This window comes from Oricola indica (assembly GCF_965227485.1).
Taxonomy (GTDB): Bacteria; Pseudomonadota; Alphaproteobacteria; order Rhizobiales; family Rhizobiaceae; genus Oricola; species Oricola indica.
In genome coordinates this window covers 4030931-4056033 of record NZ_OZ245747.1, presented here as the reverse complement: position 1 = coordinate 4056033, position 25103 = coordinate 4030931, and the positions used below count along the sequence as shown (strand labels likewise).

Genomic DNA, 25103 nt, shown 5'->3' with positions numbered 1-25103 from the left:
CATGAGCAGCAAGCCTGTACTGAGCGTCTCGGACCTGACCGTCAAGGTCGGTAACATCTCAATTATCGAGAATGTGAATATCGATGTAGGTGAAGGAGAGATCGTCGCTCTTGTTGGAGAAAGCGGCTCCGGTAAGAGCATGACCGCTCTATCGGTCATGGGACTTCATTCAGGCTCGACCAGGGTTACTGGAGGCTCGATTACATTGCTGGGAGAGGGGATCGAAAACGCCTCTCCCACTGTCATGAACCGGCTTCGTGGTACGCAGATGGCAATGATCTTTCAAGAGCCTGTGGCGTCGCTCAATCCGCTCATGCGGATAGGTGATCAAGTCAGCGAAAGTCTGATCATTCACGGAAAGGCGAGCGGCAAGACAGCCTGGGACCTTGCCATTGAAATGTTGAGAGACGTCGGAATACCCGATCCGGCCAAGCGCGCGAAGCAGTTTCCGTTCGAACTGTCTGGCGGCATGTGTCAGCGAGTCATGATTGCTTCGGCACTGATTGCCGAGCCCAAAATGCTGATAGCCGATGAGCCAACTACCGCGCTGGATGTGACCATTCAGATACAGATACTACAGCTGATGCGCGGTCTGAGAGATAAGACCGGCACTTCCATTCTGTTCATTACCCATGATCTCGGTGTCGTTGCCTCAATGGCTGACCGTGTCTGCGTAATGTATGGAGGCCGGATCGTTGAAACAGCTTCCGTGAAGGATTTGTTTCGGTCTCCGGCGCATCCCTACACCCGCATGCTGCTCCAGACGATTCCCCGGCTGGAGACCGAACGAAAGCAGGCATTGTACTCGATACCCGGAGCAGTCCCCGATATCCGTGCCTGGCCCGAGGGCTGTCGATTTCGAACCCGGTGCCCTATTGCCGATGAGCAGTGCAAGACAACGCCAGAGCTGAGAAGTCCCGAATTCGCACAAGAGGGCAGCCATTTGGCTGCCTGCTGGCACAGCGGCCGCGTGTCGGAACTAATGAAATAGTAACCAGGGAGTAATTGCCATGCAGCCGCTCATGCGCGTCGAGGACCTGAAGGTTCATTTTCCGGTCAGAAATCAAGGCCTGACGTCCAACAAGCTGATCTTGCGCGCCGTTGATGGTGTTTCCTTTGATATTCAACAGGGTGAGACACTGGCAGTTGTCGGGGAATCAGGATGTGGCAAGTCAACCACTGGAAACGCGTTGCTGGGATTGACGCCAGTCACGTCGGGACGCGTGTTTTTTGACGGAGATGAGATTTCGGCAATTCCGGCCGGACAGCGGAGTGACTATTGGAAGGATATTCAGGCGGTCTTCCAGGATCCCGTGGCGGCGCTGAATCCACGCAGAACCATTGGTAAGTCCATCGGTGAACCTCTCCGGATCCTGGGAAGGTCTGTTGGCAGTGAGAACGCGCGTGTTTCGGAAGTAATGGAACTTGTGGGTCTCCAGCAGTCCCACCGTGATCGGTTTCCCAACGAACTGTCCGGCGGTCAGCGTCAGCGCGCCGTGATTGCCAGGGCGCTGGCAACAGGGCCAAAGATGATTATCTGCGATGAGCCTGTCTCGGCACTGGATGTTTCAATACAATCGCAAATACTTAATCTTCTTCTGGATCTTCAAAAGAAACTTGATTTGACGCTGTTGTTTATTTCACATGACCTGTCAGTCGTGCGTCATATTGCGGACCGGATTCTTGTAATGTATTTGGGTCAGATCGTCGAGGAGGCGGACGCCACGCAGCTGTTTGATACACCCAGGCATCCTTACACGCAGGCGCTACTCTCCGCGGTGCTTGTACCTGATCCCTGTGTGGAACAGGGTAGGGGGCGCAAGATACTTGAGGGCGAACTCCCGAGCCCGCTTAGTGTCTTTCAAGGTTGCGCCTTCGCCTCGAGATGCCCACTCCGGGAATCTCAATGCGAACTGAATCGTCCAAAGATGGTCGAACTCGAAGCCGAGCACAAAGTCAGGTGTCTGGTTAGGGAAAGAGAGGCTGAACCGATTTGACGAACGGGTGAGGTCGTGGCCGGAATTGGAATCGCTGGCGAAGACCCCTCAGCATTGGTGCTTCCACGGTGAATCGTCAGCTTCTTCGGACCCTGATTGCAGCAGCCGCGGCCGAATGGGTCTTGTTAACCCGCGCCACAGTTTCAGGCAGATGGTTCCGCGCGCGGTTCGAAGGCCGCGAAGCCGTCCACCTCAATATGCCAATCTGGATTGCCCAGACCTGCGACCAATATCAGGGACATGGCAGGCCTGTGATCCTTTAACCAGTTGTCCCTGACCCCCCGAATGTCCGCTAGATGCGCGCGGTTCGTTACAAACAGATTGAGCTTGGCCATGTGTTTTGTTCCAAGGCCGTGCCTGGTCAGAAGCGATGATAGAGACTCGAAGATCAGTGTCGCCTGGGCTTTCGGGCTCTCCGGTACCATGCCATTTGCGTCACAGCCAACCAGGCCGGAAATGGCGAGAACATTGCAGTTGTGGGGTATCAACGCGGCGTGAGAATAGGGGCCAAATGGACCTGATATCTCGGGATCTGTGGTGAGTTTCATCTCGTATTCTCCGTTACGCTACAAAACGGGGGTGGGAAACATTGATCATAACTTGGCGAAGGCCAAGTTCGATATCTTCTGCGCATACATATGTGGAGCGCTCCAGGACTTTCGAAACGCTGGGAGATGCTTCGCCTCCAACGATCCGTTCTACTGGATGGTCCAGGAAGTCGAAGAAGCGTTTATGGATTTCATCTGCCAGTATTGCTCCGTAGGAACAGGTCAATGAGCCTTGTTCCACGATCAGGACAGTATTGGTCTTGCGCAGCGACGTGCCAATGGTCTCCCAGTCCAAGCCCGCTCGATCGAGCGAGCGGAGGTCAATGATTTCAGCATCAATTCCAGTGTTCTGAACGGCGCGCTGCGTCTCCTGTACCATACTGGAGTAGGTAAGGATGGTCAGGTCGCTTCCTGGACGTCGGATCTTTGCCTTGCCCAAAGGCAAGAAGAAGTCATAGTTCTCGACAGGGCAAAGTCCTTTCTCAGAGTACAAGTCCACGTGCTCAATAACCAACACTGGGTCTCGACAGACCAAGGCGCTGTTCATTAGGCCAACATAGTCGTAAGGAGTCGAAGGTGCGACGATTCTCCAGCCTGGCCAGTTGACAAACAGGCCCGCCGGATCCATCGAATGCTGGCTTCCATATCCAGTTCCAATGGCAATTTTTGTGCGGAGAACCAGGGGCATGTCGGTATCGCCACCAAACATGTGACGGGCCTTCCCGATCTGGTTGAACAACTGATCCGCTGCGACCAGTGAAAAGTCCGGATACATCAACTCCACGACGGGACGGTACCGCCCCAGGGAGGCCACGCCGCCCGCGAGGCCACAAAATCCCGCCTCTGCGATGGGGGTCGGTATGACCCTGTCGGGAAATCGCTCGCTGAGTCCCTTGGTGGCACCGTTGGTACCACCTTTCAAACGGTGAATATCTTCACCCATACAGAAAATGTCTTCTTCCATCTCCATCCGGCGGTTCATCACTTTTGAGACCGCATCAACAAAGCGGATGGGGGCGAGTTCGCCCTCGAAGTCTTCCTGTTCGATGTGGGGCCGGCCGTCCAGCTCCGACAGGTTCCCTCGCAGACCTTCATCGCGTGTGGCCGTGTCCGGCCAGAGCGAAGGCTTGATTTGACGTTGGTTGTCTTGGCGATCTGTCAGTTCGTTCGTTATCCTGTTCATCAGGTCTTGGGTGATGACGGCAAGTTCTGCATCAACGGCATTGTCAAGCCATCCGCGCGCCTTAAGTTCGCCGGACATCACCAAGAGCGGGTCTCGGTTCCGCCATTCAGTCTCTTCATCTTTTGACCGGTATCCGAACGCGCTTGCGGGCAGTCCACCGCCGTGATGGTAGAATCGGTAGAGCATGGCCTCTATCAAAACTGGCCCGCCACCGGATCGCATGATCTCCATGGCCCTCTCGGTCGCGAGCCGAACGGCTAGTGGGTTCATTCCGTCGACGCGGAAGGAGGGAATGCCGTAGGCAACGCCGCGTGACGAAATCCTGGTTTCGCGGGTTTGTTCTGCCAACGTTGTCGAGACAGCAAAACCGTTGTTCTCAACGAAGAAACAAATGGGAAGATTCCACAATGCGGCCAGGTTAAGCGATTCATGCACCGAGCCAATATGGGCGCCGCCCTCGCCGAAGTAGGTAAATACTACATCCCCGGAGCCGTCTCGCTTTTTGGACCAGGCAGCCCCCGTGGCGAACGGCACGCCACCTCCCACGATTGCATTTGTCCCCAGGGCGCCGGCCTCGGACCAACGCAGATGCATGGAGCCGCCCCGCCCCTTGCAGAATCCAGGCGCCAGCCCCATGATTTCGGCCAATGATTTCAGAACGAGTTCTTCTATGACCTGTGGCGTCGCTTCGGCCAACGGATCGTATCCGTCAGCGTCGAGGTAATTCAGCCCTTTCGCCAGAAACTGATGGTGCCCACGATGGGAGCCGCTCACCTGATCCCCTGGCCGCATGGGAGAAATGGAGCCTATGGCACCACCTTCCTGACCGATTGATGAATGCGCAGGGCCATGGATCAGACCTTGCGCGTCTAGTTCGAGAACCTGCTCTTCAAATGCCCTCACCAGACGAAGGTGATGGTACATCCGAAGAGCCTCGCTTTTACCGAGGTTGTCCCAGTCCTTTTCGGATGGTTCGATTTCCTGCCATGCGGCAGCCGGCTTGAGTGTTCTTGTCTTTGGCATGGTTCAACTCTGTGCGGGCAATGATCAGGATGATTTGGCGAATGCCTTTTGTGGCCGCGTATGCCTCGTCACGCCTGCGATTCTCAAAAATCAGCACCGCTGTCTTTGCGCATAACGAGTTGGTCAAGCACCTTCGCAGCACGTGCCGTCTTGGGGTTCAGGTTCCACGACCATCACTCATGAGTCAACAATAATGTATCCATTTTTTGAAAAAAAAGCCGATCTTCCTGTTGGCTGCTCAGTTCGCGAGAATGCGGTATTTCTACAAGCGTCCCCCGATGCCAATACGAAAATATCGTAAAACATTGAAAATAAAGTGAAAAATGTTTTGGCTCTTGGTGGATTAGCTTTGCCATAGGGCGCTCTCGGATTGGAATCTGGACATGCGCCATATATCCACCGATCATAGTCCCATGAGTTGAATAGAAAATGTATCCATTGGGGTTGTATTCCACGCCATGCTGTGGTTTTTTGTGATGCCCGCAGAAGAGGGGAAATGCGTCCCAAGGTGTCCGGAGGAGTGCGAGGTGATTGGTCAGGTTTCAGTTATGCCGCAATGCGATGCGATCGAAGGTTTTGCCTATGTCGATGGCACGTATTCCCACTTGTCCGAAGCTCATGTGCATATGCTTGACCGGGGCTTTGTGCGCTCCGATGCGACGTATGACGTTGTGCACCTGTGGGGCGGAAGGTTCTTCCGTTTGGACGATCACTTGGAACGTTTTTATCGGTCGATGAGGGGGCTCAGGCTTCAAATTGAACAGCAGCCCGAGGAGCTCAAGGCTATCATTTGTGAGACGACCCGGCGCAGCGGTCTGACCGACGCCTATGTGCAGATGACCTGTACGCGCGGGGTGCCTCCTGCGGGGACACGTGATCCTCGCCTTTGCCGCAGTCGACTGAGTGTGTTTTCACAGCCGTTTGTCTGGATATCCAGCCTCGAGCAGCAAGAAGCCGGTCTCAGGCTTGTTGTCGCGGATACCATGCGAATTCCTTCGCAGTCGGTCGATCAGCGGATCAAGAATTTTCATTGGCTCGATCTCACAATGGGGATCTTTGAGGCTCAGGATAAAGGCGCGGACATTGCCGTCCATTTGGGTCTGGACGGCAAGCTCACCGAAGGGGCGGGATTCAACATATTCGCGCTTGATGGAAACCAGCTTTTCACGCCCGCGACCGGGATATTCGAAGGTGTGACGCGCCGCACGGTCATTGAGCTGGCGCCGAGCTTTCAGCTGAACTTGAACATAGGGGCAATTGGTACGGAAGTTCTGGAGAAGGCACAGGAAATTTTCGTGACCAGTACGGCAGGCGGGATAATGCCGGTTACCGAGTTCGAGGGCCGACCTGTCGGAAACGGCGGCCCAGGTCCGAAAACGCTGGCCCTGCGAAAGGCCTATTGGGAGCTACACACGGATCCCCGCCTGACCACCGGACTTGAGGAGTACTAGTATGACGGATTATGTGCTCATCACTGGAGGTACAGGTGGGATTGGTGCGGCCTGCGCCAGACTGCTGGCCACTCATGGCTACAGCGTCATCCTCAGTGGACGTGACGCTGGAACTGGAGAAAGGTTAGCCGAAGAGCTGCAGAATGCGACTTTTGTGGAGAGCGACCTTTCGCGTTCGGAGGCCGCCCGGTATCTGGCGAATAGGGCTTGCGAAATCTCCGATGGCCGTCTGGCGGGTTTGATCAACAATGCGGGAGTCGGTGCGCGTTCACGGTTCGGCGAAACGACCGAGTCGTTGTGTGACGACGTGCTGTCCTTGAACCTGCGTGCACCGATCATGTTGACGACTTACTGCCTGCCCGCCTTGAGGGCCGCCAATGGCTCTATTGTCATGATCTCCTCCATCGCCGGCAAGACCGGGGAGGAGGGCCTGGCGCTGTATACCGCTTCAAAGGCCGGCCTATTGGGTCTGACCAAGGCGCTCGCGCTGGAAATCGCGCCAGAAGTAAGGGTCAACGCCATCTGTCCGGGTCAGATCGAAACCACGATGATGGCGCGGACATTGTCGATACCGGGTCGGCGTCAGTTATTGGAAAGCCGTATTCCTGCAGGGCGCCTTGGCAGCCCAGAAGACATCGCCGAGGCAGCATATTGGCTTATCTCTCCGCGGTCTCAATTCGTGAACGGAGACGTTATCACGGTTGATGGCGGAGAGACCGCCGGATTGCGCAACCCACGCGAACACTAGGTGAGATACGGACTTCAGGCCATATCTCCACCTTCGTTCTTTGTCGCTACGACCAGACTCCCAGGAAGCCGATCTCGCATGACAGATGACATGACCGATAAGAGTCCCAACCATCGCATTGATTGCCGCGGCATAGAGCATGTCGGCCTTACCGTTCCATCACTCGACCAGGCGATCGAATTCTTCGCAAGGGTATTTGGATTCGAGAAGGTATATGAGCTGGGTCCGTTTAGAGGAGATGACTGGATGCGCAGCCAGCTCAACGTTCCTCGCGGAACAGTCATGCGGCGCTTGGCTTTTTTGAGATGCGCCAACGGGCCAAATCTCGAACTGTTCGAGTACGAAACGACAGAGCAGGCCGCCTTTCCACCCAGAAACAGCGACATAGGTGGTCATCATCTCGCGTTCTATGTCGATGACTTTGACGCGGCGCTCGACTGCTTGCGTCACAACGAGGTTGAGGTGCTCGGGGACCCTGTGGCTCGGGATTCAGGTCCAAGTGGCGGCCAGTCCTGGATTTATTTCCTTACCCCCTGGGGACTGCAATGTGAACTGGTGAGCTACCCGACAGGCAAGGCGTACGAACGCCAAGGCGGTCGTAGGCTTTGGCAGCCCGCACCGACATAAGGGCCTTGGCGCTTCATTCGAAGCGTCTCGAACGACTCTATTGAATAACTGAATCGACCCAGCGAGAGCAGTTCCAATCATGTCCAAGACCATGAGCAACGAGATCGCAGCCGATGTCCGGGAGAAGATTCTGACCGGTGTTTTGAAGCCCGGTGAAAGGATCAAGCAGGAAATTCTGGCAGAACGATACGGCACCAGCCGAATACCGGTCAGGGAGGCGCTTCGCATTCTTGAGAATAGTGGATTGGTCATATTCATTCCGAACAATGGAGCGTGGGTGGCCGATCTCGATATGACCGAGTGTATTGAAGTCTACAAGATCCGTGAGCGCCTCGAACCTCTCGCACTGTCAGAGAGCATTAAGAACATGAATGAAGAAACCGAGAATAGGTTGATGGAACTCGTAGAGCATATCGAGGCGGCTCCCGATATCGAGAGTTTCCTTCAAATCGATCGTGAATTTCATCTATTGAGTTATTCCAGGTCCAGGATGCCGGATTTGATGAAGATAATCGAAAAATTCTGGAACACGACCCAACATTACCGGCGAAGTTATTCAAGAATACTTGGAGATAATGGCCAATGGATAATACATGCTGAGCATAGAATGATCATGAATGCCATCGTCCAGAGAGATTTGAAAGAAGCAGAAAATCTAATAGAGGCGCACATTAGAAAAACGCGTTTGGTGTTAGAAAATGAATACGGAAAAACCAAGTGAAAAACTATATATCAAATATAGTTATATTTAAATTGTGATATTGTTTTCGGAAGTCGGCGTTGAGAACCTATTGGGATCATAGCGTTTCGCGGCGGAGAATTGGCGCATTGATGTGTAAGAAGAAAAGACATTCAGTCGTCGCGCAAGCTGCCCGGCGATCCATCCAGATCTGCAATGCGTGGTCTCTGGCCTCGGTGGGTTCCCAGCGCGAACGTATTGTCGCTTCACCGCTGGCGCGCCGCACCGCGATGGAGAACGGGATTGCGCTCTCTGATGTTCAAGGGACAGGTCCGGGCGGTCGCATCATCTATGCAGATATCACAAAGACACTGTCATCGGGCAGAACTGCGCAATCCGATGATGGATACGAGAACCCGCGCAAGTTGTGAACGGGTACACTAAGCAGATCGCAACAATCCTGACATTTCTGCAATGAGATGCAGAAAGCCTAACCAGATAATGGGGTTCGATTGGCGGCAGGGTGCCAGGCCGGCAAGAATTCCTCACGCTGACGTCCAGGTGGCATGGAGAGCTTCGCATGACAACCACAGTGCCTGTTCATATGAAAAATTCACTGGTGAATCTCGATATTGCCTCGCATCTTCACCCGCAGTCGGACCCGCGCGTGCTTGAGCTTGAAGGACCTCTGGTCATGACGCGCGGGAATGGTGCGTCTGTGTGCGACAGCGAAGGGCGTGAATACCTTGACGGTATGGCTGGCCTCTGGTGCGCGTCTTTGGGATTTGATGATCAGAGACTGAGGGAGGCAGCTTTCCAGCAGTTCGAGGCATTGTCGACCTATCACGCTTTTAACTATCGGACAAACCCGCCGGCGATTGAACTGTCGAATGAGATCTTGGCCTTGGCAGACATGCCTGATGGCAAAGTCTTCTTCACAAATTCAGGTTCGGATGCTGTCGACACCATGATCAAGATGGCGTGGTACTACAACATGTCAAGGGGTTTGCCAGAAAAACGCCGCATAATAAGTCGGACTAAGGCCTATCACGGCAGCACTGTACTTGGAGCGGTTCTTTCCGGTCTGCCGCAGATGCACAAGAATTTCAACTTACCCGACTTGAACGTCATCTATACGGATCCACCATATCACTACCGGTATGCGCGCAGGCAGGAAGATCCCATCACTTTCGGCAGACGATTGGCCCAGGAATTGGACGATCTGATCGTCCGAGAGAACCCGGATACGATCGCAGCGATGATTGTTGAGCCAGTAATGGGTGCCGGTGGTGTTATTGTTCCACCAGAAAACTATCTGATCGAAGTGGAGAAAGTTCTCAGAGGCCGTCCTGAAACTCGGGGCGAGGCTGGATGGCCGGTCCCGAATGTGATTCCAAACGGTTGTCAAAGCCAGTTTGGAGAGCCTCATGTGGACACCGGCCACCCGGCGGCAGCATAGCCGCGATCATCTGCGTTATGGAAGCGATCTGAGTGATGCGGAATGGGAAATTCTCGCCCCTTTCATGCCGGCGCCGGCAAGGACCGGCCGGCCGCGTCAATGGCCGATGCGCGAGATCATGAACGCCATCTTCTATGTGCTGCGGGGTGGCATCGCCTGGCGGCTTCTGCCCAAGGACTTCCCGCCGATGACGACGGTCTATGGCTGGTTCCTGCGCTTCCGCCGCGAAGGTCTGTTCCAGACAATCAATCACCACCTTGTCATGACCGATCGAGAACGGACCGGACGTGAGGCCAGTCCCTCGGCGGCGGTGATCGACAGCCAAAGCGTCAAGACCGTCGAGGCCGGCGGCCCCAGGGGCTTTGACGCTGGCAAGAAGATCAAAGGGCGCAAGCGCCACGCCATGGTCGATACCGATGGCCGGGCCTTGGTCATCCAGGCGCATCCGGCCGACATTCAGGATCGTGACGGTGCCGTCCCGCTGCTCAAGGCGTCACGACGATCCTTCCCTTTCGTCGAAATCACCTTCGCCGACAGCGCCTATGGCGCCCAGAGGGTCAAGGATGCAACATGCATCGCCATCGAGGTGGTCAAGAAGATCGCCAACCAGATCGGCTTCCACGTCCTGCCGCGCCGCTGGGTGGTCGAACGCACATTCGCCTGGATCAGTCGCAACCGACGGCTGGCCAAGGATTTCGAAGGCACCATCGCCTCCGCCGAGGTCTTCCTCTACGCCGCATCCGTCATGCTGCTCACACGACGACTGGCCCGGTCAGCATGAGTTTCGAGTCGGACTCTCAGAAGCCACGATATTCTCATGCTTTCCGATGAAGTAATTTGCGGATTTGGTCGGACGGGCGAATGGTTCGGCTCGCAAAGTTTTAATTCGAGGCCTGATATGTTGAGTCTAGCCAAGGGTATTACATCGGGTTACTTTCCGATGGGTGCCGTTGTTATTGACAACAAGATATATCAGTCAATTGCGGAATCCGCGCATGATGTTGGTGTGTTCTCCCATGGGTTTACCTATTCTGCGCACCCTGTTGGTGCGGCAATCGCTCTTTCAACGCTTGCGGCATTGCGAGAAATGGATGCACCGGCTGTAGCGGCAAACCTTGGGGCGTGTTTGCAAAGTGAGCTCGCAAGCAGCCTTTCCGGACATGCGAACCTTGGAGAAATACGCTCAAGAGGATTCATGGCGGGCGTCGAGATCGTCGCCGATCCGTCCGACGGTACCGCCTTCCCTCGAGACATGGCCGTTGGACAGCGCATTGAAAGAGTCTGTCGCGCGAACGGGCTGATATTGCGGAATCTGGGCGATACGATTTCGATTTGTCCGCCCTACATTGTCACCCGCGAACAAGTACATTTCATTGCCAAGGTGCTGACCAAGGCTATCGATGAGGTATGCGAAGTGGCAAGAAGGGAGTTGTCTGTGGCGGGATAGTATACGTGACGGAATATTCAATGATTTTAATGTAATTGGTAATATTACTGGAGGTGGGCTTGAAAGTTATCGTTCTCGGCTCGGGTGTCATTGGTGTAACAACGGCTTGGTACCTCGCAAATCTGGGTGCCGAAGTTGTGGTGATGGATCGCCAACCCGCTCCAGCACTGGAAACCAGTTATGCTAATGCTGGCCAGCTATCCTACGGAATGTCCTCACCCTGGGCTGCACCGGGCATTCCCCGGAAGGCCCTCAAATGGTCGCTCATGCGTCACAGCCCACTGTCCATTTGGCCGATGGTCAGTCCGAAGATGTGGTCTTGGGGACTGAGCATGCTGGCGAATTGCAATCCTGACGCCTATCGCATCAACAAGGAACGCATGGTTCGCGTGTCGGAATACAGTCGACGCGCACTCGGCCAACTCCTGATAGAGTCTGGCGCAGATTTTGACTTTGATCTGCGGGAGAAGGGTACGCTCCAACTATTCAGGTCCCAGATGCAGGTATCAGCATCGACCGCCGATCAGGAAATTCTGTCAGAGTTTGGTTCTCCATTTGAGGTCCTGGATAGGGCAGGCTGCGTGGCGGCCGAACCGGGTCTGGCATCAGTTTCTGATAGCTTTGTCGGTGGGCTGAGGTTGCCTGGCGACCGTACTGGTGATTGCCATAAGTTCGCACGGTCGCTTGCATCAATGGCGACGGAGCGTGGCGTTGATTTCCGTTACAATGTCAACATTACCGGACTTGAGTACGACGGTTGCAAGATAGTGGGTGTCTGGACCGATAGGGGGTACGAGAAGGCAGACGCATATGTATGCTGCCTGGGATCCTACTCGCCTAGACTTCTAAGGGGCATTGGCATTTCGTTGCCGGTCTACCCCGTGAAGGGATACTCCATTACCGTCCCGGTTTCGGACCCTCATGTCGCGCCGCAGTCGACGATTATGGATGAGACCTACAAGGTCGCCATCACCAGGCTGGGTGACCGCGTCAGAGTGGCAGGACAGGCGGAGCTCATCGGCTATAACAAGCGATTGGGCAAGCGGGCCACCGATACCGTACGTTTTGTTCTTCAGTCCTTGTTTCCTGGAGGCGTTGACCTCTCCCGCGTTGAATCATGGACGGGATTGCGCCCCATGACGCCCGACGGTCCACCGGTGATTGGTGGTACGGCATTCAAAAATCTCTTTCTCAATACCGGCCACGGTACACTCGGATGGACCATGGCCTGCGGGTCTTCCCGCATTGTTTCAGATCTCGTGCTGGGTCGAGAGCCCGAGGTGAACCTCGAGGGACTTGATATCTCGAGATACGCAAATTGAGCAGAATTGTAATTGCCCACCCATTGCGGCGCTTGCAGGCAGGAAGCCTCGTGCTGGTCCCTGAAATGTGTGTCGCCGGATCAGCCGATCCTCGTGACCAGGCTCACGCCCGCTGAAAACCCTCCCAAAGGAACTGACATGTCCAGCGATTCCCCCGCTGCCATCAAATCTGATGACCACAACTTTGCCCGCGAAATGCTAGCGCAAATCGCGTTTGTCCGGGCTTTCGAGCAGAAGGCCTGGGACTTGACCATGACCAAGCCACCCAGCATCGATGGTTCGATGCATTTCTGCGCCGGGCAGGAGGCTGTGCCCCTTGGTGCCCTGAGTGCACTGGGTGAGCAAGACCGGGTAATTGCCACTTATCGCGGACATGGCTGGGCGCTGGCTTGCGGGCTCGATCCCGATGCTGTGTTCGCGGAAATTGCCCAGCGGGCCGGAGGCATCAATGGTGGACGGGGCGGGTCCGCCTATATGATGGCACCCGGGACCCGTTTCATCGGTGAGAATTCCATCGTGGGGGCCGGTACCACCATCGCCTGTGGTGTGGCCATGGCACAGCAAAGCCGAGGTGCTGATGGAGTCACGGTGGTGACGATCGGCGATGGCGCGCTCAATCAGGGGGGTACACACGAAGCCCTGGCTTTCGCGGCTGCCCGTTCACTGCCGGTGATCTTTGTTGTCGAGAATAACGGGTGGTCAGAAATGACTGCAACTTCAGCCATGTTCAAGCTCGACCGATTGGCCAAGCGGGCAGCGGGCTATGGTATCGCGTCTGCGACGATTGATGGCACCGATCCGATGATTGTGCGCGACAGCGTGGCCATGGCCGCGGATCGGGCGCGCAAAGGCGAGGGACCAAGTCTGCTTGAATGCCGTGTGCCGCGGCTTTGGGGGCACTACAACAAGGACATCGAACACTATCGGCCCAAATCGGACCGGACTTCCGCCGAACGGGCTGACCCTCTGGATGCGTTGGCCGAACGGCTTGTGGCCGCCAGGCTCATGACAGCAGGCGAGACCGAGACCCTTATCGCGCGAGAGGGTGAGAAGGTCGATGAGATGGCCCGCGCCGTCATGATTTCGGCTTTGCCCGATGGTGATCGTATTCCGGCCACACTCTCGGCCGCCTCTACGCTGAGCCGCCCCGCTACCGTTGAGACGCGGGAGATGAGCTATATCGAGGCGGTCAATCTGGCTTTGCGCACCGAATTGGAAACGGACCAGCGCACCTTGGTCTACGGCGAGGATGTCGGCAAAGCTGGCGGTATATTCGGCGCCAGTCGTTATCTGCAAAGAGACTTCGGCGCAGACCGGGTGTTCGACACCCCTGTTGCGGAGAACGCCATCTTGGGCTCGGCGGTCGGTGCGGCACTCGCCGGAATGAAACCGATCGTGGAGATCATGTGGGCGGATTTCTTGTTCGTCGCGATCGACCAGCTCATCAATCAGGCGGCCAATGTTCGCTTCATGACCGACGGTGCTGCGACAGTTCCCATGGTGGTGCGCACTCAGCAGGGGGCAACCCCGGGCTCCTGTGCCCAGCATTCCCAGTCGATTGAGGCGATACTAGCGCATGTGCCGGGACTGAAACTAGGATTGGCGGCCTCAGCGACCGATGCATATGCGCTGTTGCGGGCGGCGGCGGCCGATCCGGATCCCTGCATCATTATTGAAGCAAGAAAACTCTACCTCACTAAGGCCGATGTGGCGATCACGGAGGGGGTTGAGCCGGTCGGTGTGGCACGGCGGCGGCGGGATGGCCATGACCTGGCGATCCTGAGTTGGGGCGCCATGGTGCCAATAGCACTTGAAGCGGCCGAGCAACTGTCAAACGAAGGCATCGAAGCCGGGGTGCTTGACCTTAGATGGCTCAACCCGCTCGACAGGGACGCGATCGTCGAAGTGGTGAAAGGAGCGGGTGGCAACGTGCTTATCGCGCATGAAGCCGTTCGAACCGGCGGATTTGCGGGGGAGTTGGCCATGCGCCTCGGGGAATGGCTGCCGGGGTTGAAACTGGACGTCCAGAGGGTGACTACCCCCGATACTCGTATTCCGGCGAGTCCGGTGCTTCAGGAGGCGCTGATTCCAGATGCAGTGGACATCGCAAGTGCTGCGCGAACTCTCGTCGCATCGAAACGCGCGCGTGATGCGTAGCACGAAATGCGGCCTAACAGTCATCTATCATACTTGACGTCCAATTCTTCGGTCTTCTTAAGACGTATGGATGAAGTCATGGACAGGTTTCCTGTGTCAACAATTCACCTCGGACATGGGCCGTCGCGGCAGCAAGGATCGTGTCCGTTCGCCCCAGCTTCGTATAGACCTCTTCGAAACGCGCCATGAAGCGCGGTACCGCACCAGGGCTGACGGGGATATGCCGGCCGACCTCGACATCGCGGGTGCGGTACTCACCGGGGATGACCGGGACTTCTTCGCCGGTGCTTTCGATTTTTAGCACCAATAGCTCTTTCGGCATAAGCTCGCAGAAGCGGCGGTGGATTTCGCGGATGCCTTCGGCAGTGAAGGCGCGGCCATCCATCCCGCCCTCGTCGATCCATTCTTGAACCGCGATATGGGCTTTCGCTTCGAGCTGCAGATCGCGCTTTTCGGGATCGGCGCTATAGTCGTTCTTCAAAGCACGCTCGATATCGATCGGATGGGTATCGCGCCCTTCGATCAGATTGCTGTAATAGCAGTTCATCGCCCGAACGAGATCGGCGAGCGCCTTTATCACGCCGTCGGGTAGGCTCTTGCGGAATCCGGCGGAGCGCTGCGCGAGCTCTACAGTGAGATCGATTAGCTGCGTGCGTTGCCGGGAGCTCTCACCAATGGTTAGAGGCTCTATCAGGCCGATCGGCTCACCGCGATCGGCTGCTATGTCTACTTCAATGTCGCATTTATCATCGCTCATAAATTCAATAATGCCATATATTTATAGGAATTCAAAAGCTGGTTTTTTGCCACGTGTATGTCTAGTTTCATGACCAGTTAGACGGCTAGTATGCCTTTCCGGTTCAAGGCATCGCCGATTTTCCGTTGTCGCTGGCAGGATCGATGGGCACAGCTCTCATGGTCCCTTCCGCTACCGTTTCTCAAGGAATGACGCTTTCTGGCCGGGCGCGCCGTCCGGTCAACCGGCTGCCCGCTCCAAGGGTCCGTGTGACCGGTGGACCGGCCGGCTGGAGCCCCCGGCCGTCTTCTTTCGCGCCTTGAGAAACCCTTTAGCGAAAGGAGACCATCATGAAACTCTTGACCAAATCCATCCGCGACAAGCTCTTGCGCAATGGCAAACTCGCCGCAGGCTCGACGAGCAGGGCGAGGACGATCCCGACTTCCTGCCGGTCGTCAAACTCTTCACGCCCGATGCGCAATGCACATGGCTGCTGAGCGAACTCGACCCCGAAGGTACCGATATGGCCTTCGGCCTTTGCGATCTCGGCATGCAATGTCCCGAGCTTGGCTACGTGCGTATCTCCGAGCTGGAATCGGTACGCGGACGGCTAGGCTTGCCGGTCGAGCGCGACCGGTTCTCCGAGCCGAAACAGCACGGTTCAAGGATGACGATTACTCCCGAATGTCTATCGAGCACCCATCGGGCGAGGTGACCGTCCTCATGGATGTCGAGCGCTCAACTGGACCGCAACCGATCATTCACCGGGCCGAAATCGTGCGCACCGCCCGCAAGCTGTTCGAAGGAAGAGTGTTTCCCCACCAACATTGGCGGCACCAGATTGGGTCGTCTGACTAAACGTCTGCGGGAAGCGGGCTTTGCCGAACGTGGGGACGGATTTTTTTGAGTGCAGAAGATCTGAGATCAGTTGTGCACGTTAGGAGCCCGGTTCATATGGGCAAAGGAGCATTCGTCTACCAGCGTGTTTGATGACTGGTTAGACCGGCAAAGAGCCATGGTAGAGGTTAGATGCAAGCTTTCACAGAAACGTGAATTTCGAAAAATGGTTACAAAACAAATGCTTAGTATTTGACGGTATTTCTGACGGTACGCGGGCTTGCTAGCTCGAGAACTACCTATGAAATCAAGCAGTTAGGACTTCAGGATATGATGGAATGGGAGTGAGAAGGCGCTAATCTCTCTAGAGCAGAATCCGTTCATGCTGCATCGTATCCGGCGGCGGCGAAGTAGTTCGCGCATTCCTGCGTCGTGAATGTCGGGATCAGGCTCCCGATCCTGTCCCACAGGTCATCTATGGTCCGCTCGGCCGCCTTCCTGAGCATGGCCTTCAGCTTGGAGAAGGCATTCTCGATAGGGTTGAAGTCTGGGCTGTAGGGCGGAAGAAACAGCAGGGAGGCTCCGGCCGCCTCGATCATCTGGCGGGTCCGAGGTCCCTTGTGGCTGGAGAGGTTGTCCATGATCACGATGTCGCCATGCCGCAGTTCCGGCACGAGCACTTGCTCTACATAGGCCTCGAAAGCGATCCGGTTGATCGGCCTGTTCAAGACGAAGGGCGCGATCATGCCCCGCAGCGTCAGTGCGCCGACAAAGGTCGTAGTCTTCCAATGGCCATGAGGCACGCCCACCCGCAACCGTTCACCGCGCGGAGCCCGGCCATGGGTGCGCGCCATGTTCGTCTTGGCCCAGGTTTCATCGATGAAGACCAACCTTGCCGGATCGAGGTCGATCTGGTCGTTGAACCACGTCCTTCGTCGCTTCAGGATGTCCGGACGGTCCTGCTCACTGGCGTGCGCGGTCTTTTTTTGCGCGTGATCCGGTGACGCTTGAAAAAGCGTTGGATCGTGCCGAAGCCGAAAACGTGGCCGCGTGCGGCAAGCGCTTGGCGCATCTCCTGGATGGTAATGTCGGGCGTCTCCTTGAGCAGCGACAAGATCAATCCCTTGCAGGCGTCGATGCGCCCGGACCGTCGATCGCCGCCCAGCGCCTTGGGACGAGGATCGCCTTGTTCGCGTTCACGCGTCCGCCAGCGGCTGACACTGGCCGCGCTGACGCCAAAGCGCTCACCCGCCTGACGATGGCTGAGACCGCCGGCGACAGCGGCGAGAACACGTGTGCGAAGATCGAGCGACAGAGCCTTGGACATGTCCGCCGGCCTCCTTGCTCCGGCAGACATCATGAATCATCAAACCGCTGATTTGGGAATCCCTGCCGATTCAATCAGATCGGGTGCCGCTCTAGTTCTTTGTTTTATATATAAAAATCGCGCCCGCCTGGATCTCGTTCGTGATGCGTCCGAATTCGTTTCACGGACGCTTCAACCTGTCGGCTGATAGTTGGTCGGTGAAAGTCCTGCATTCTTGAGTGCATTGTTTCGGGCGGATGGCACGGTGCCCAAATCAACAGTGGGGCTCCCTTTTAGCCGGCCTTTTTTGATGCCCCGAACGTCGATTTCAGTTCTTGAGCGGTCTCGCTTATCTGATTTCGAAACCATCTATGAGCGGGGGATGCGTGGGTTCTTCCGTGCCAGGTCATGTAGAAGGGAAATTCGCATTCGAATGGTGCCGCTACCGATTTGATCCTCGGCGAAAATATTCGTGAAAACCCTTCAGAAGCGGTGAGAACCAGGTCGGTATCCTCTACGACGCGGTCGATTGCCCCGAAACCGGATACCTCGATCTGCGGCCTTATGGAAACGCCCATCGCGTCCAGTGTCGCGAGGAAATGGGGTTTCCATTCAGGTGCCGGTCTCGCGATGATGTGCTTGGCGTCCATGTAGCTTTCCATCGTCAGGGGTTCCTTCGCCCAGCGACTGCCTTCCGAAACGAAACACGCATAGGATTCGGCCATCAGGCGTTTGCAGTACAAGCCGCCGGTTTCTCCTTGCAGCGGCGATATCACAACGTCGCAATTCCCCGACTCCAGCAGTTGCAAGCCGTGCCCGCCGACTGTCACGACCGACAGTTTTACGTGAGGTGCGAGGGCGCTCAGACGGTGGGTGAGCGGGGGCAGAAAGATGCTGCGCTCGTAGAAATTGCAGCTCAGGACAAAGTGCTCGGTCGTCGATGCGGGTTCGAATTCGGCAACAGAGGCAAGTTCGTCCAGTTGGGTAATCAGGGACTTCGCGCCTTCGACGATTGTATCGCATCTCCGCGTTGCCGTGATCCCGCGGCCGAGGCGCACGAAAAGCTCGTCGTTGAACACTGAACGCAAGCGGTCGATCAGATAGCTGATCGAGGATTGGCTCATATCCAGACTGTCCGCAGCCTTGCGGATCGAGGAGTATTGATGGACCGTAACCAGCACGCGGAGGGTATGAAAATCGACTTTCAGCAGGTCTTCGCGCTCCAATCTAAATACTCCATGTTTTAGGTGCTTTGTCCGCTAACCGTTCGAAAATATCGAACTTAAGCATCGACGCAACCTCGTTGTTCGCCTTTGGTGTCCGTGCAGGATTGGCCCAATCGGAGTTCGCAGTGTTTCCTCCACGGGAGGAGGGAAGTGGCTGGCGTACTCCGGACAAAAAGGGAGGATCATATGGGAAAGAACACCCCGAAGGGGCCATCAAACTCGGCTATTATCATGCCGCGCCGGCATTTCTTGGCGGCAAGCGCAGCGTCAGTCGCAGGGCTTGCGATGCCGAACATCGCCCGCGCCAAGGAAAATTCCATCAAGATCGGCTACATCACATCGCTTACTGGGCCGCGTGCCGAGTTCAGCGAGCCGGCCGAGTGGAACGTTGAGAAATTTCGCCAAAAATATGCGAACGGCATCGATATCGGCGGTAAGTCTTACCCGGTAGAGATCCTTGTTCGCGATACACAGTCCAATCCGGCCAGAGCGGGGCAGGTCGTTTCCGACCTGATCCTGCGTGACCGCGTGGATATTCTTCTCGCCGACGATGCCGATTCGCACATCACTGGCGGTGAGCTCGCTGATCAGGTCGGCGTCCCCTTCGTTTCGACACTGACCCAGTGGGAGCCGTTCATAGCGGCACGCGGGTCAACGCCGGAAAAAGGCTATCCATTCACCTTCTTCTTCGGGTTTTCCGCGGGTGATCTGGCCAAGAATTATGTCGGGCAGTGGAACGCGGTGGACACCAACAAGGTCGTCGGCGATCTCTATGTCGACAATCCTCCCGGCCATGTCTTCGCCGACACCGACAATGGCCTTGCCGGCGCATTCATCAAGGCCGGCTACGAGCAGGTCCCAGGCGGGTTCTACCGACTGGACACCGATGATTTCAGCAACCAGATCGGCAAGTTCAAGAATGCGAACGCCGACATCATGACCGGCTTCGTTTTTGCGCCGTCCTTCGTGACGCTCTGGAACCAGGCTGCTCAAATGGGCTACTCGCCGGAGGTCGTCACAATCGCCGCGGCATTCCTGTTCCCTTCCGGAGTGGAAGCGCTCGGCGATCGCGGTAACGGCGTCTCGACCGAAGTCTGGTGGAGCCCCGGTGTACCGTTTTCCTCGTCACAGACGGGGCAAAGCGCGGCGGAGCTCGCCCAGCAGTGGACAAAAGATACCGGACGCCAGTGGACGCAGCCGATCGGCTACATGCATGCCTTGTTCGAGGTCGGCTTCAATGCTCTCGCGACATCGGGCGATCCGAAAAACCCTGTAGCCGTGCGTGACGCAATCAACGCAATGCAGATCGATTCCGTTCTCGGACCGATCGACTTCGTCAAGTCGCCGGTCAAGAGTTGCGCAATCACGGACATGGCAATGGGGCAGTGGTTCCGGACGCCTGACGGGCCGTTCGAGTACGATCTCCTGATCACCTCCAATCCGACAGCGCCGGCGATCAACCCCCAGGCGGACTTCAAGCTTCTGTCTGAATTACGGGCCTGATCCCTGCAAACCGGCCGCCGGATAGTCCGGCGGCCGGCAACACCGGATGTCGAGATCATGCATAACGCAAATGAAGTCCTCCGCGTGGAAGGACTGGATAAACGCTTCGGCGCGATCCATGTCGCTCAAGGCATATCGTTTTCGGTCGGGAAAGATGAGTGCCTTGGCATTCTCGGACCGAATGGCGCCGGCAAGACATCGCTGTTCAACTTGATGGACGGATCGATAAGGCCGGATGCCGGCAAGGTTCTGCTTGAGGGCGCCGACATCTCCAATCTGCCGGCCCACAAGCGGGCAGGCGCCGGCATCTCCCGTGCTTTTCAGGTGCCGCAACCCTTCGCCGATATTCCGGTCTTCGAGAATGTTCTGGTCGCAGCCCGTTTTGGCGGCGGCATGCATCACAAGGAAGCGGCGGAATACAGTTGCGAGGTTCTTGAGCAGACCGCGTTGTATGACAAGCGGCATCGCAATGCCGGCGCCCTGACGCTGCTGGACCGCAAGCGGCTGGAACTGGCCAAGGCGATCGCGATCCGTCCCAAGGTTCTGCTCCTCGACGAAATCGCAGGCGGCCTCACCGAGCTCGAAGGCAAGGAACTGGTATCGCTTCTTCGCAGTCTCAAGGCCGGTGTCGCCATGATCTGGATTGAGCACGTGGCACACGCGCTTACCGCCGTGGCCGACCGTCTCATGGTTCTCCATTTCGGGCAGAAACTGCTGGAAGGCCCTGTTCGCGAAACGCTCGACAGCGCCGAGGTGCGCGAAATCTATCTCGGGATCGAAGTCGATGCCGCTCATTGACATTCGCAAGCTGAACGCCTTCTACGGCGATTTCCAGGCCCTGTTCGATCTCGATTTTTCGATCGGGAGCGGCGAGACCGTTGCGGTCATCGGCGCCAACGGAGCTGGAAAATCCACCTTTCTGTCGGCCATTCTGGGTTCACTTGCCTCCAAGAACGGCACGGTCGAATTCGACGGTGTCGACATCACGCGCGAACACGTATTTTCCAATGCTCGTGCCGGCATAACCCTCGTCCCCGAGGGGCGACGCTTGTTCCGGTCGCTGAATGTCGAGGAAAACCTGCAGATTGGCGGCATGACCGGACGCGAGGGCGCCTGGACGCTCGACGCGGTCTATTCGCTTTTTCCGGTCCTGCGTGATCTGCGCCGCCATCCCGTCAGCCAGATCTCCGGTGGACAGCAGCAGATGGTGGCGATCGGTCGCGCCCTTATCTCGAATCCGAGGTTGATGCTCTGCGACGAGATCTCGCTGGGCCTCGCGCCGAAAGTCATCCGGGAAATCTACGCCTGTTTCGGTCAGATCCGCGAGAGCGGCGTATCGATCATTCTCGTTGAACAGGACGTCGCCCGCGCGAAAGACGCCTCCGACCGCCTGTATTGCCTTCTCGAGGGCCGCTTCAGCCTGACCGGCCGCAGCGATGGTTTCTCGATGGATGAAATCTCTGACGCCTATTTTGGTATGTGACTCATGGATTGGGTATCGACAATCGTAAACGGATTGCTGATCGGGTCGCTCTATGGCCTGTTCGGGCTGGGGCTGGCATTCGCCTTCGGCATCATGCGGATCGTCAATGTCGCGCATGGCGAATTCATCGTGCTTGCCGCCTATATCGGCTATTTTCTCAGCACGAGTCTCGGTCTGCCGCCGGCTCTCAATGTGATTGTCGTCGCGCTGATCGGTGTCGCTATAGGCTATCTGCTTCAGGCCGGCCTTCTCAACAGGGTGATCGGAGCCGACCCGCTGCGGCCGCTGATCCTGACATTCGGCCTGTCGATCATCATGCGCAACGCCATGGCGGAACTGTTCGGCGCTGACCTAAGGTCAATCGATGCCGGTGCGCTCAAGACCGCAAGCGTCGATTTCGGCGGTCTGTCGATCGGCGTGCTGCCGCTCGTCTTGTTCGTCGTTACTGCGGCGTGTTTCGGACTGCTGTTCTGGATCATCCGGCAAACCCGCTTCGGCCGGAACATCCGCGCTGCCGCGGATGATGCGGATACTATCGAGATCTTCGGCGTCGATCATCGCCGAATTTACGCGGCAGCGATGGGCATCGCCATAGCGATGTCCTGTGTGGCCGGCGTGCTGCTGGGCATGCGGTCGGGCTTCACGCCCTTCTCCGGGGTCGATCGGCTGCTGATCGCACTCGAGGTGGTGATCATCGGCGGCGCCGGCTCGATGTTCTACACCTTCTTTGGCGGCCTTCTTCTGGGAGTCGCTCATCTGGTCGGCCTCAAATTCGATCCCGGCAGCGGGCTGCTGTTCGCTCATTTGACGTTTCTGGCGGTCCTCCTATTCCGACCGCAGGGTTTTGCGGGGGTGAGGACATGAGCCGGAAATCCGCCACGCACGGCTCCGATCGCGCCGCCCGTGTCCTGCCATTGCCCGTATTGGCCACGCTCGGTTTGCTTGCCGCCGGGCTTGTAGCCGCCGGCCCCTGGTATCTCGACGAGGGTACGATGCGGATAGGCAGCGAGATACTACTCGTTCTCGCCATGGCGCAGATGTGGAACCTGCTTGCCGGATATGCCGGGCTGCTCTCCTTCGGGCATCAGGCTTTCGTGGGCGTCGGAGCCTACAGTGCATTCGTGGTCTCCAACGGACTTGGCCTCAATCCCTATGTGTCGCTCCTTGCCGCTCCAATCGGTGCGGGATTAGCAGCGGCGTTGCTCGCGCCAATGCTGTTTCGGCTGCGCGACGCCTATTTCGCCATCGGCATCTGGGTCGTGGCGGAAGTCTTCTCGATATTGAGTGGCAAGATACCGGGTTTCGGCGGCCAGCTTGGCATGACGCTGATGAGTATCCGCCAACTTGATTTCAACACGTTCTCGATCGCGATCTTCTGGATTTCCGGAGCTGTCGCGCTCGGATCGCTGGTGGTCGTCAGCGCGGTGCTTCGCTCGGATATCGGATTGGCCCTGAGCGCGGTGCGCAATAACGAAAGGGCGGCTCTCAGCCTGGGCATAGATGTCTGGAAGATCCGGTTCGTGACCTTCGTGATTTCGGCCGCGGGTGTCGGTCTCGCCGGGGCGGTCTATTTCGTCTCGTCGCTGCAGGTCGTGCCCGCCGCAGCCTTCGATCTGAACTGGGCTGTGATGATGTTGTTCATCACCATTATCGGCGGCATCGGCCGCGTCGAAGGACCGATTATCGGCGCCGTGGTGTACTTCGCGCTCCGCGAGCTCTTCTCGGACTACGGCAATTGGTACCTCGTGCTGACCGGCTTGGTGGCGGTCGTGACGATGTTGCTCGCTCCGCAGGGGATCTGGGGCCTTCTCCACCGGAAACTGAATTTCGAGATTTTCGGCGTCCGCCGGCCTGTCCCGGGCGAAGCGGCACGCATGGGAAAAACGCGCGGAAAAACAGCGGCGGAAACGCCATAGCAATGGGCCGTACCGAGCGGCCACCTGAAAACTGGAGGAACGGAAATGGAAAAGTATGACCTGATTATCGGCGGCCAGAAAATTGCCACCGAACAGCACACGGAAGTCAGGAACCCGGCGACGAACGAAGTCGTCGCACTGGCGCCGGTTTCCACGCTTGCCCACCTCGACGCCGCCGTGACGGCCGCGAAAGACGCTTTCCCGGCCTATTCGATGTCCGGAGATGCTGCCTTGAGGGACTACTGCAACAAGGTCGCCGACGTCATCGAGGCCAATTCCGAGGAACTCGCGAAGCTGGTCACGCTCGAGCAGGGCAAGCCGCTCGATGGCCTGGGTTCGCGTTTCGAACTCGGTGGATGCGTTGGCTGGGCGCGCCACGCTTCTAGCTTGAGTATGGAACCCGAGATCATTCAGGATGACAATGAGGGGCGGGTTGCCGTCTATCAGAAGCCAGTTGGTGTTGTCGGCTCGATTACGCCTTGGAACTGGCCGCTCATGACGGCAATCTGGCATCTGATGCCGGCGATCCGGTCGGGGAACACGGCGATCATCAAGCCGTCTCCCTATACCCCGTTGTCCACCTTGCGAATGATCGAACTGATTGCGGGGGTCTTACCTGACGGTGTCGTCAACTGCATCACCGGCGATGGCGAGATCGGCGGAGCCATGTCCGCACATGAAGGGATCGCCAAGATCGTCTTCACCGGATCGTCGACGACCGGCGGCAAGGTGATGGCCGGCGCGTCCGAGACGATCAAACGGCTCACGCTGGAACTTGGCGGCAATGACGCCGGGATCGTTCTGCCCGACTGCGATCCCAGGCAGATCGCCGAAGGCCTTTTCTGGGGCGCATTCATCAACAACGGCCAGACCTGCGCCGCGCTCAAGCGGCTTTACGTCCATGACGATATTTATGACGAGGTGTGTCGGGAGCTGACCGACTTCGCCAAGGGGATCGTCGTCGGTAACGGCCTGCAGGAAGGTACGCATCTCGGTCCGATCCAGAACCGCATGCAGTACGACAAGGTCGCCAACCTCGTCGAGGATGCGCGTGCCCATGGCGGCCGGTTTCTTCTGGGCGGTGACCCGGACGCCGCGGGCGAGGGGCTTTTCTATCCCGTCACATTGGTCGCCGACGTCGATAACGGCGTGCGCCTCGTCGACGAGGAGCAGTTCGGCCCGGTCCTGCCAATTATCCGCTTCAGCGATATCGACGATGTGATCACCCGAGCCAACGACAATCCGAACGGACTGGGCGGTTCGATCTGGACCAAGGACCTGGAGCGTGGGCGGGAACTGGCGCGGCGCCTCGAATGCGGCACGGCCTGGATCAACAATCACGGTCCGGTCCGCCCGGACGTGCCGTTTGGCGGGGTCAAGCGCTCCGGCCTGGGTGTCGAGTTCGGCAAGTGGGGATTGGCCGAATACACCGATCTGCAGGTCATCAACGGGTAG

Annotated in this window: 25 protein-coding genes; 20 read left to right on the top strand and 5 right to left on the bottom strand. The window is 57.1% G+C overall.

Going from position 1 to position 25103, the window contains the following annotated elements; translation table 11 throughout:
- Position 1: 1 nt before the first annotated feature.
- Positions 2-991, top strand: a complete 990-nt coding sequence (locus ACQK2M_RS20220; RefSeq protein WP_425419279.1) for an ABC transporter ATP-binding protein — start codon at positions 2-4, stop codon at positions 989-991.
- A 19-nt stretch (positions 992-1010) separates the two neighbouring features.
- Positions 1011-1997, top strand: coding sequence for an ABC transporter ATP-binding protein (locus ACQK2M_RS20215; protein ID WP_425419278.1), 987 nt, complete (start codon positions 1011-1013; stop codon positions 1995-1997).
- Between the two features lie 143 nt (positions 1998-2140).
- On the opposite strand, the gene ACQK2M_RS20210 is transcribed toward ACQK2M_RS20215, so the two are convergent.
- Both ACQK2M_RS20210 and ACQK2M_RS20205 read right to left on the bottom strand, forming a co-directional pair.
- The gene (locus ACQK2M_RS20210) at positions 2141-2545 is read right to left on the bottom strand and encodes a RidA family protein (RefSeq protein WP_425419277.1); all 405 of its coding nucleotides are present in this window, start codon (positions 2543-2545) and stop codon (positions 2141-2143) included.
- A gap of 13 nt (positions 2546-2558) precedes the next feature.
- Positions 2559-4751: an alpha-ketoacid dehydrogenase subunit alpha/beta gene (locus ACQK2M_RS20205; RefSeq protein WP_425419276.1), complete on the bottom strand. Its 2193-nt coding sequence runs from the start codon at positions 4749-4751 to the stop codon at positions 2559-2561.
- A 527-nt stretch (positions 4752-5278) separates the two neighbouring features.
- Between ACQK2M_RS20205 and ACQK2M_RS20200 the strand changes: the two genes are divergently transcribed.
- The 10 genes from ACQK2M_RS20200 to ACQK2M_RS20155 all read left to right on the top strand — a co-directional run bounded on the left by ACQK2M_RS20200 (position 5279) and on the right by ACQK2M_RS20155 (position 14641).
- Complete coding sequence (locus ACQK2M_RS20200; RefSeq protein ID WP_425419275.1) at positions 5279-6202, top strand: aminotransferase class IV; 924 nt, start codon at positions 5279-5281, stop codon at positions 6200-6202.
- Position 6203: 1 nt separating this feature from the next.
- A complete protein-coding gene (locus ACQK2M_RS20195) occupies positions 6204-6950 on the top strand; it encodes an SDR family NAD(P)-dependent oxidoreductase (protein ID WP_425419274.1) in 747 nt (248 codons plus the stop codon).
- A 78-nt stretch (positions 6951-7028) separates the two neighbouring features.
- The gene (locus tag ACQK2M_RS20190) at positions 7029-7577 is read left to right on the top strand and encodes a VOC family protein (RefSeq protein WP_425419273.1); all 549 of its coding nucleotides are present in this window, start codon (positions 7029-7031) and stop codon (positions 7575-7577) included.
- Between the two features lie 79 nt (positions 7578-7656).
- On the top strand, positions 7657-8298 hold the full coding sequence (locus tag ACQK2M_RS20185; RefSeq protein ID WP_425419272.1) for a GntR family transcriptional regulator: 642 nt from the start codon (positions 7657-7659) through the stop codon (positions 8296-8298).
- Positions 8299-8408: 110 nt separating this feature from the next.
- Positions 8409-8687 carry an E3 binding domain-containing protein gene (locus ACQK2M_RS20180; RefSeq protein ID WP_425419271.1) on the top strand — a complete coding sequence of 93 codons (279 nt, stop codon included), beginning with the start codon at positions 8409-8411 and terminating at the stop codon, positions 8685-8687.
- A gap of 149 nt (positions 8688-8836) precedes the next feature.
- Positions 8837-9715, top strand: a complete 879-nt coding sequence (locus ACQK2M_RS20175; RefSeq protein WP_425419270.1) for an aminotransferase class III-fold pyridoxal phosphate-dependent enzyme — start codon at positions 8837-8839, stop codon at positions 9713-9715.
- The gene (locus ACQK2M_RS20170; protein ID WP_425416307.1) at positions 9684-10496 is read left to right on the top strand and encodes an IS5 family transposase; all 813 of its coding nucleotides are present in this window, start codon (positions 9684-9686) and stop codon (positions 10494-10496) included. The genes ACQK2M_RS20175 and ACQK2M_RS20170 overlap by 32 nt, the downstream gene beginning before the upstream one ends.
- A gap of 30 nt (positions 10497-10526) precedes the next feature.
- Positions 10527-11162 (top strand): aminotransferase class III-fold pyridoxal phosphate-dependent enzyme, encoded by a 636-nt coding sequence (locus ACQK2M_RS20165; protein WP_425420101.1) that lies wholly within the window; start codon positions 10527-10529, stop codon positions 11160-11162.
- Positions 11163-11221: 59 nt separating this feature from the next.
- On the top strand, positions 11222-12484 hold the full coding sequence (locus ACQK2M_RS20160; RefSeq protein ID WP_425419269.1) for a D-amino acid dehydrogenase: 1263 nt from the start codon (positions 11222-11224) through the stop codon (positions 12482-12484).
- A 138-nt stretch (positions 12485-12622) separates the two neighbouring features.
- A complete protein-coding gene (locus ACQK2M_RS20155) occupies positions 12623-14641 on the top strand; it encodes an alpha-ketoacid dehydrogenase subunit alpha/beta (protein WP_425419268.1) in 2019 nt (672 codons plus the stop codon).
- 76 nt (positions 14642-14717) lie between these two features.
- Here the strand turns inward: ACQK2M_RS20155 and ACQK2M_RS20150 are convergent, their stop codons facing one another.
- Positions 14718-15398 carry a Fic family protein gene (locus ACQK2M_RS20150; RefSeq protein WP_425419267.1) on the bottom strand — a complete coding sequence of 227 codons (681 nt, stop codon included), beginning with the start codon at positions 15396-15398 and terminating at the stop codon, positions 14718-14720.
- A gap of 298 nt (positions 15399-15696) precedes the next feature.
- Here ACQK2M_RS20150 and ACQK2M_RS20145 point away from each other — a divergent pair, with 298 nt between their 5' ends.
- The gene (locus ACQK2M_RS20145; protein WP_425419266.1) at positions 15697-16092 is read left to right on the top strand and encodes a DUF2958 domain-containing protein; all 396 of its coding nucleotides are present in this window, start codon (positions 15697-15699) and stop codon (positions 16090-16092) included.
- The gene (locus ACQK2M_RS20140; protein WP_425419265.1) at positions 16062-16235 is read left to right on the top strand and encodes a hypothetical protein; all 174 of its coding nucleotides are present in this window, start codon (positions 16062-16064) and stop codon (positions 16233-16235) included. The genes ACQK2M_RS20145 and ACQK2M_RS20140 overlap by 31 nt, the downstream gene beginning before the upstream one ends.
- A gap of 359 nt (positions 16236-16594) precedes the next feature.
- On the opposite strand, the gene ACQK2M_RS20135 is transcribed toward ACQK2M_RS20140, so the two are convergent.
- Together ACQK2M_RS20135 and ACQK2M_RS20130 are read right to left on the bottom strand one after the other, a co-directional pair.
- Positions 16595-17541, bottom strand: a protein-coding gene (locus ACQK2M_RS20135) for an IS630 family transposase (RefSeq protein ID WP_425416454.1) whose coding sequence is annotated in 2 segments (ribosomal slippage) — positions 16595-17193 and positions 17193-17541 — 948 coding nt in all. Because the reading frame shifts where the segments join, the coding sequence is not laid out codon by codon here.
- A gap of 272 nt (positions 17542-17813) precedes the next feature.
- The gene (locus tag ACQK2M_RS20130) at positions 17814-18746 is read right to left on the bottom strand and encodes a LysR family transcriptional regulator (protein WP_425419264.1); all 933 of its coding nucleotides are present in this window, start codon (positions 18744-18746) and stop codon (positions 17814-17816) included.
- A gap of 285 nt (positions 18747-19031) precedes the next feature.
- Between ACQK2M_RS20130 and ACQK2M_RS20125 the strand changes: the two genes are divergently transcribed.
- The 6 genes from ACQK2M_RS20125 to ACQK2M_RS20100 are packed head-to-tail and all read left to right on the top strand — an operon-like array spanning position 19032 to position 25103.
- Positions 19032-20249: an ABC transporter substrate-binding protein gene (locus ACQK2M_RS20125; RefSeq protein ID WP_425419263.1), complete on the top strand. Its 1218-nt coding sequence runs from the start codon at positions 19032-19034 to the stop codon at positions 20247-20249.
- 57 nt (positions 20250-20306) lie between these two features.
- On the top strand, positions 20307-21047 hold the full coding sequence (locus tag ACQK2M_RS20120; RefSeq protein WP_425419262.1) for an ABC transporter ATP-binding protein: 741 nt from the start codon (positions 20307-20309) through the stop codon (positions 21045-21047).
- Complete coding sequence (locus tag ACQK2M_RS20115; RefSeq protein ID WP_425419261.1) at positions 21034-21732, top strand: ABC transporter ATP-binding protein; 699 nt, start codon at positions 21034-21036, stop codon at positions 21730-21732. The genes ACQK2M_RS20120 and ACQK2M_RS20115 overlap by 14 nt, the downstream gene beginning before the upstream one ends.
- A gap of 3 nt (positions 21733-21735) precedes the next feature.
- Positions 21736-22596, top strand: a complete 861-nt coding sequence (locus ACQK2M_RS20110; protein WP_425419260.1) for a branched-chain amino acid ABC transporter permease — start codon at positions 21736-21738, stop codon at positions 22594-22596.
- Entirely contained in the window at positions 22593-23648 is a 1056-nt protein-coding gene (locus ACQK2M_RS20105) for a branched-chain amino acid ABC transporter permease (protein WP_425419259.1), read from the top strand. Before ACQK2M_RS20110 ends, ACQK2M_RS20105 begins: the two co-directional genes overlap by 4 nt.
- 45 nt (positions 23649-23693) lie before the next feature.
- Positions 23694-25103: an aldehyde dehydrogenase family protein gene (locus ACQK2M_RS20100; protein ID WP_425419258.1), complete on the top strand. Its 1410-nt coding sequence runs from the start codon at positions 23694-23696 to the stop codon at positions 25101-25103.

Bases quoted from the DNA above. Each gene is read 5' to 3' on its own strand.
- ACQK2M_RS20220 (WP_425419279.1), top strand. From the start codon at position 2: ATGAGCAGCAAGCCTGTACTGAGCGTCTCGGACCTGACCGTCAAGGTC.
- ACQK2M_RS20215 (WP_425419278.1), top strand. From the start codon at position 1,011: ATGCAGCCGCTCATGCGCGTCGAGGACCTGAAGGTTCATTTTCCGGTC.
- ACQK2M_RS20210 (WP_425419277.1), bottom strand. From the start codon at position 2,545: ATGAAACTCACCACAGATCCCGAGATATCAGGTCCATTTGGCCCCTAT.
- ACQK2M_RS20205 (WP_425419276.1), bottom strand. From the start codon at position 4,751: ATGCCAAAGACAAGAACACTCAAGCCGGCTGCCGCATGGCAGGAAATC.
- ACQK2M_RS20195 (WP_425419274.1), top strand. From the start codon at position 6,204: ATGACGGATTATGTGCTCATCACTGGAGGTACAGGTGGGATTGGTGCG.
- ACQK2M_RS20190 (WP_425419273.1), top strand. From the start codon at position 7,029: ATGACAGATGACATGACCGATAAGAGTCCCAACCATCGCATTGATTGC.
- ACQK2M_RS20185 (WP_425419272.1), top strand. From the start codon at position 7,657: ATGTCCAAGACCATGAGCAACGAGATCGCAGCCGATGTCCGGGAGAAG.
- ACQK2M_RS20180 (WP_425419271.1), top strand. From the start codon at position 8,409: ATGTGTAAGAAGAAAAGACATTCAGTCGTCGCGCAAGCTGCCCGGCGA.
- ACQK2M_RS20175 (WP_425419270.1), top strand. From the start codon at position 8,837: ATGACAACCACAGTGCCTGTTCATATGAAAAATTCACTGGTGAATCTC.
- ACQK2M_RS20170 (WP_425416307.1), top strand. From the start codon at position 9,684: ATGTGGACACCGGCCACCCGGCGGCAGCATAGCCGCGATCATCTGCGT.
- ACQK2M_RS20155 (WP_425419268.1), top strand. From the start codon at position 12,623: ATGTCCAGCGATTCCCCCGCTGCCATCAAATCTGATGACCACAACTTT.
- ACQK2M_RS20150 (WP_425419267.1), bottom strand. From the start codon at position 15,398: ATGAGCGATGATAAATGCGACATTGAAGTAGACATAGCAGCCGATCGC.
- ACQK2M_RS20140 (WP_425419265.1), top strand. From the start codon at position 16,062: ATGTCTATCGAGCACCCATCGGGCGAGGTGACCGTCCTCATGGATGTC.
- ACQK2M_RS20125 (WP_425419263.1), top strand. From the start codon at position 19,032: ATGCCGAACATCGCCCGCGCCAAGGAAAATTCCATCAAGATCGGCTAC.
- ACQK2M_RS20120 (WP_425419262.1), top strand. From the start codon at position 20,307: ATGCATAACGCAAATGAAGTCCTCCGCGTGGAAGGACTGGATAAACGC.
- ACQK2M_RS20115 (WP_425419261.1), top strand. From the start codon at position 21,034: ATGCCGCTCATTGACATTCGCAAGCTGAACGCCTTCTACGGCGATTTC.
- ACQK2M_RS20110 (WP_425419260.1), top strand. From the start codon at position 21,736: ATGGATTGGGTATCGACAATCGTAAACGGATTGCTGATCGGGTCGCTC.
- ACQK2M_RS20105 (WP_425419259.1), top strand. From the start codon at position 22,593: ATGAGCCGGAAATCCGCCACGCACGGCTCCGATCGCGCCGCCCGTGTC.
- ACQK2M_RS20100 (WP_425419258.1), top strand. From the start codon at position 23,694: ATGGAAAAGTATGACCTGATTATCGGCGGCCAGAAAATTGCCACCGAA.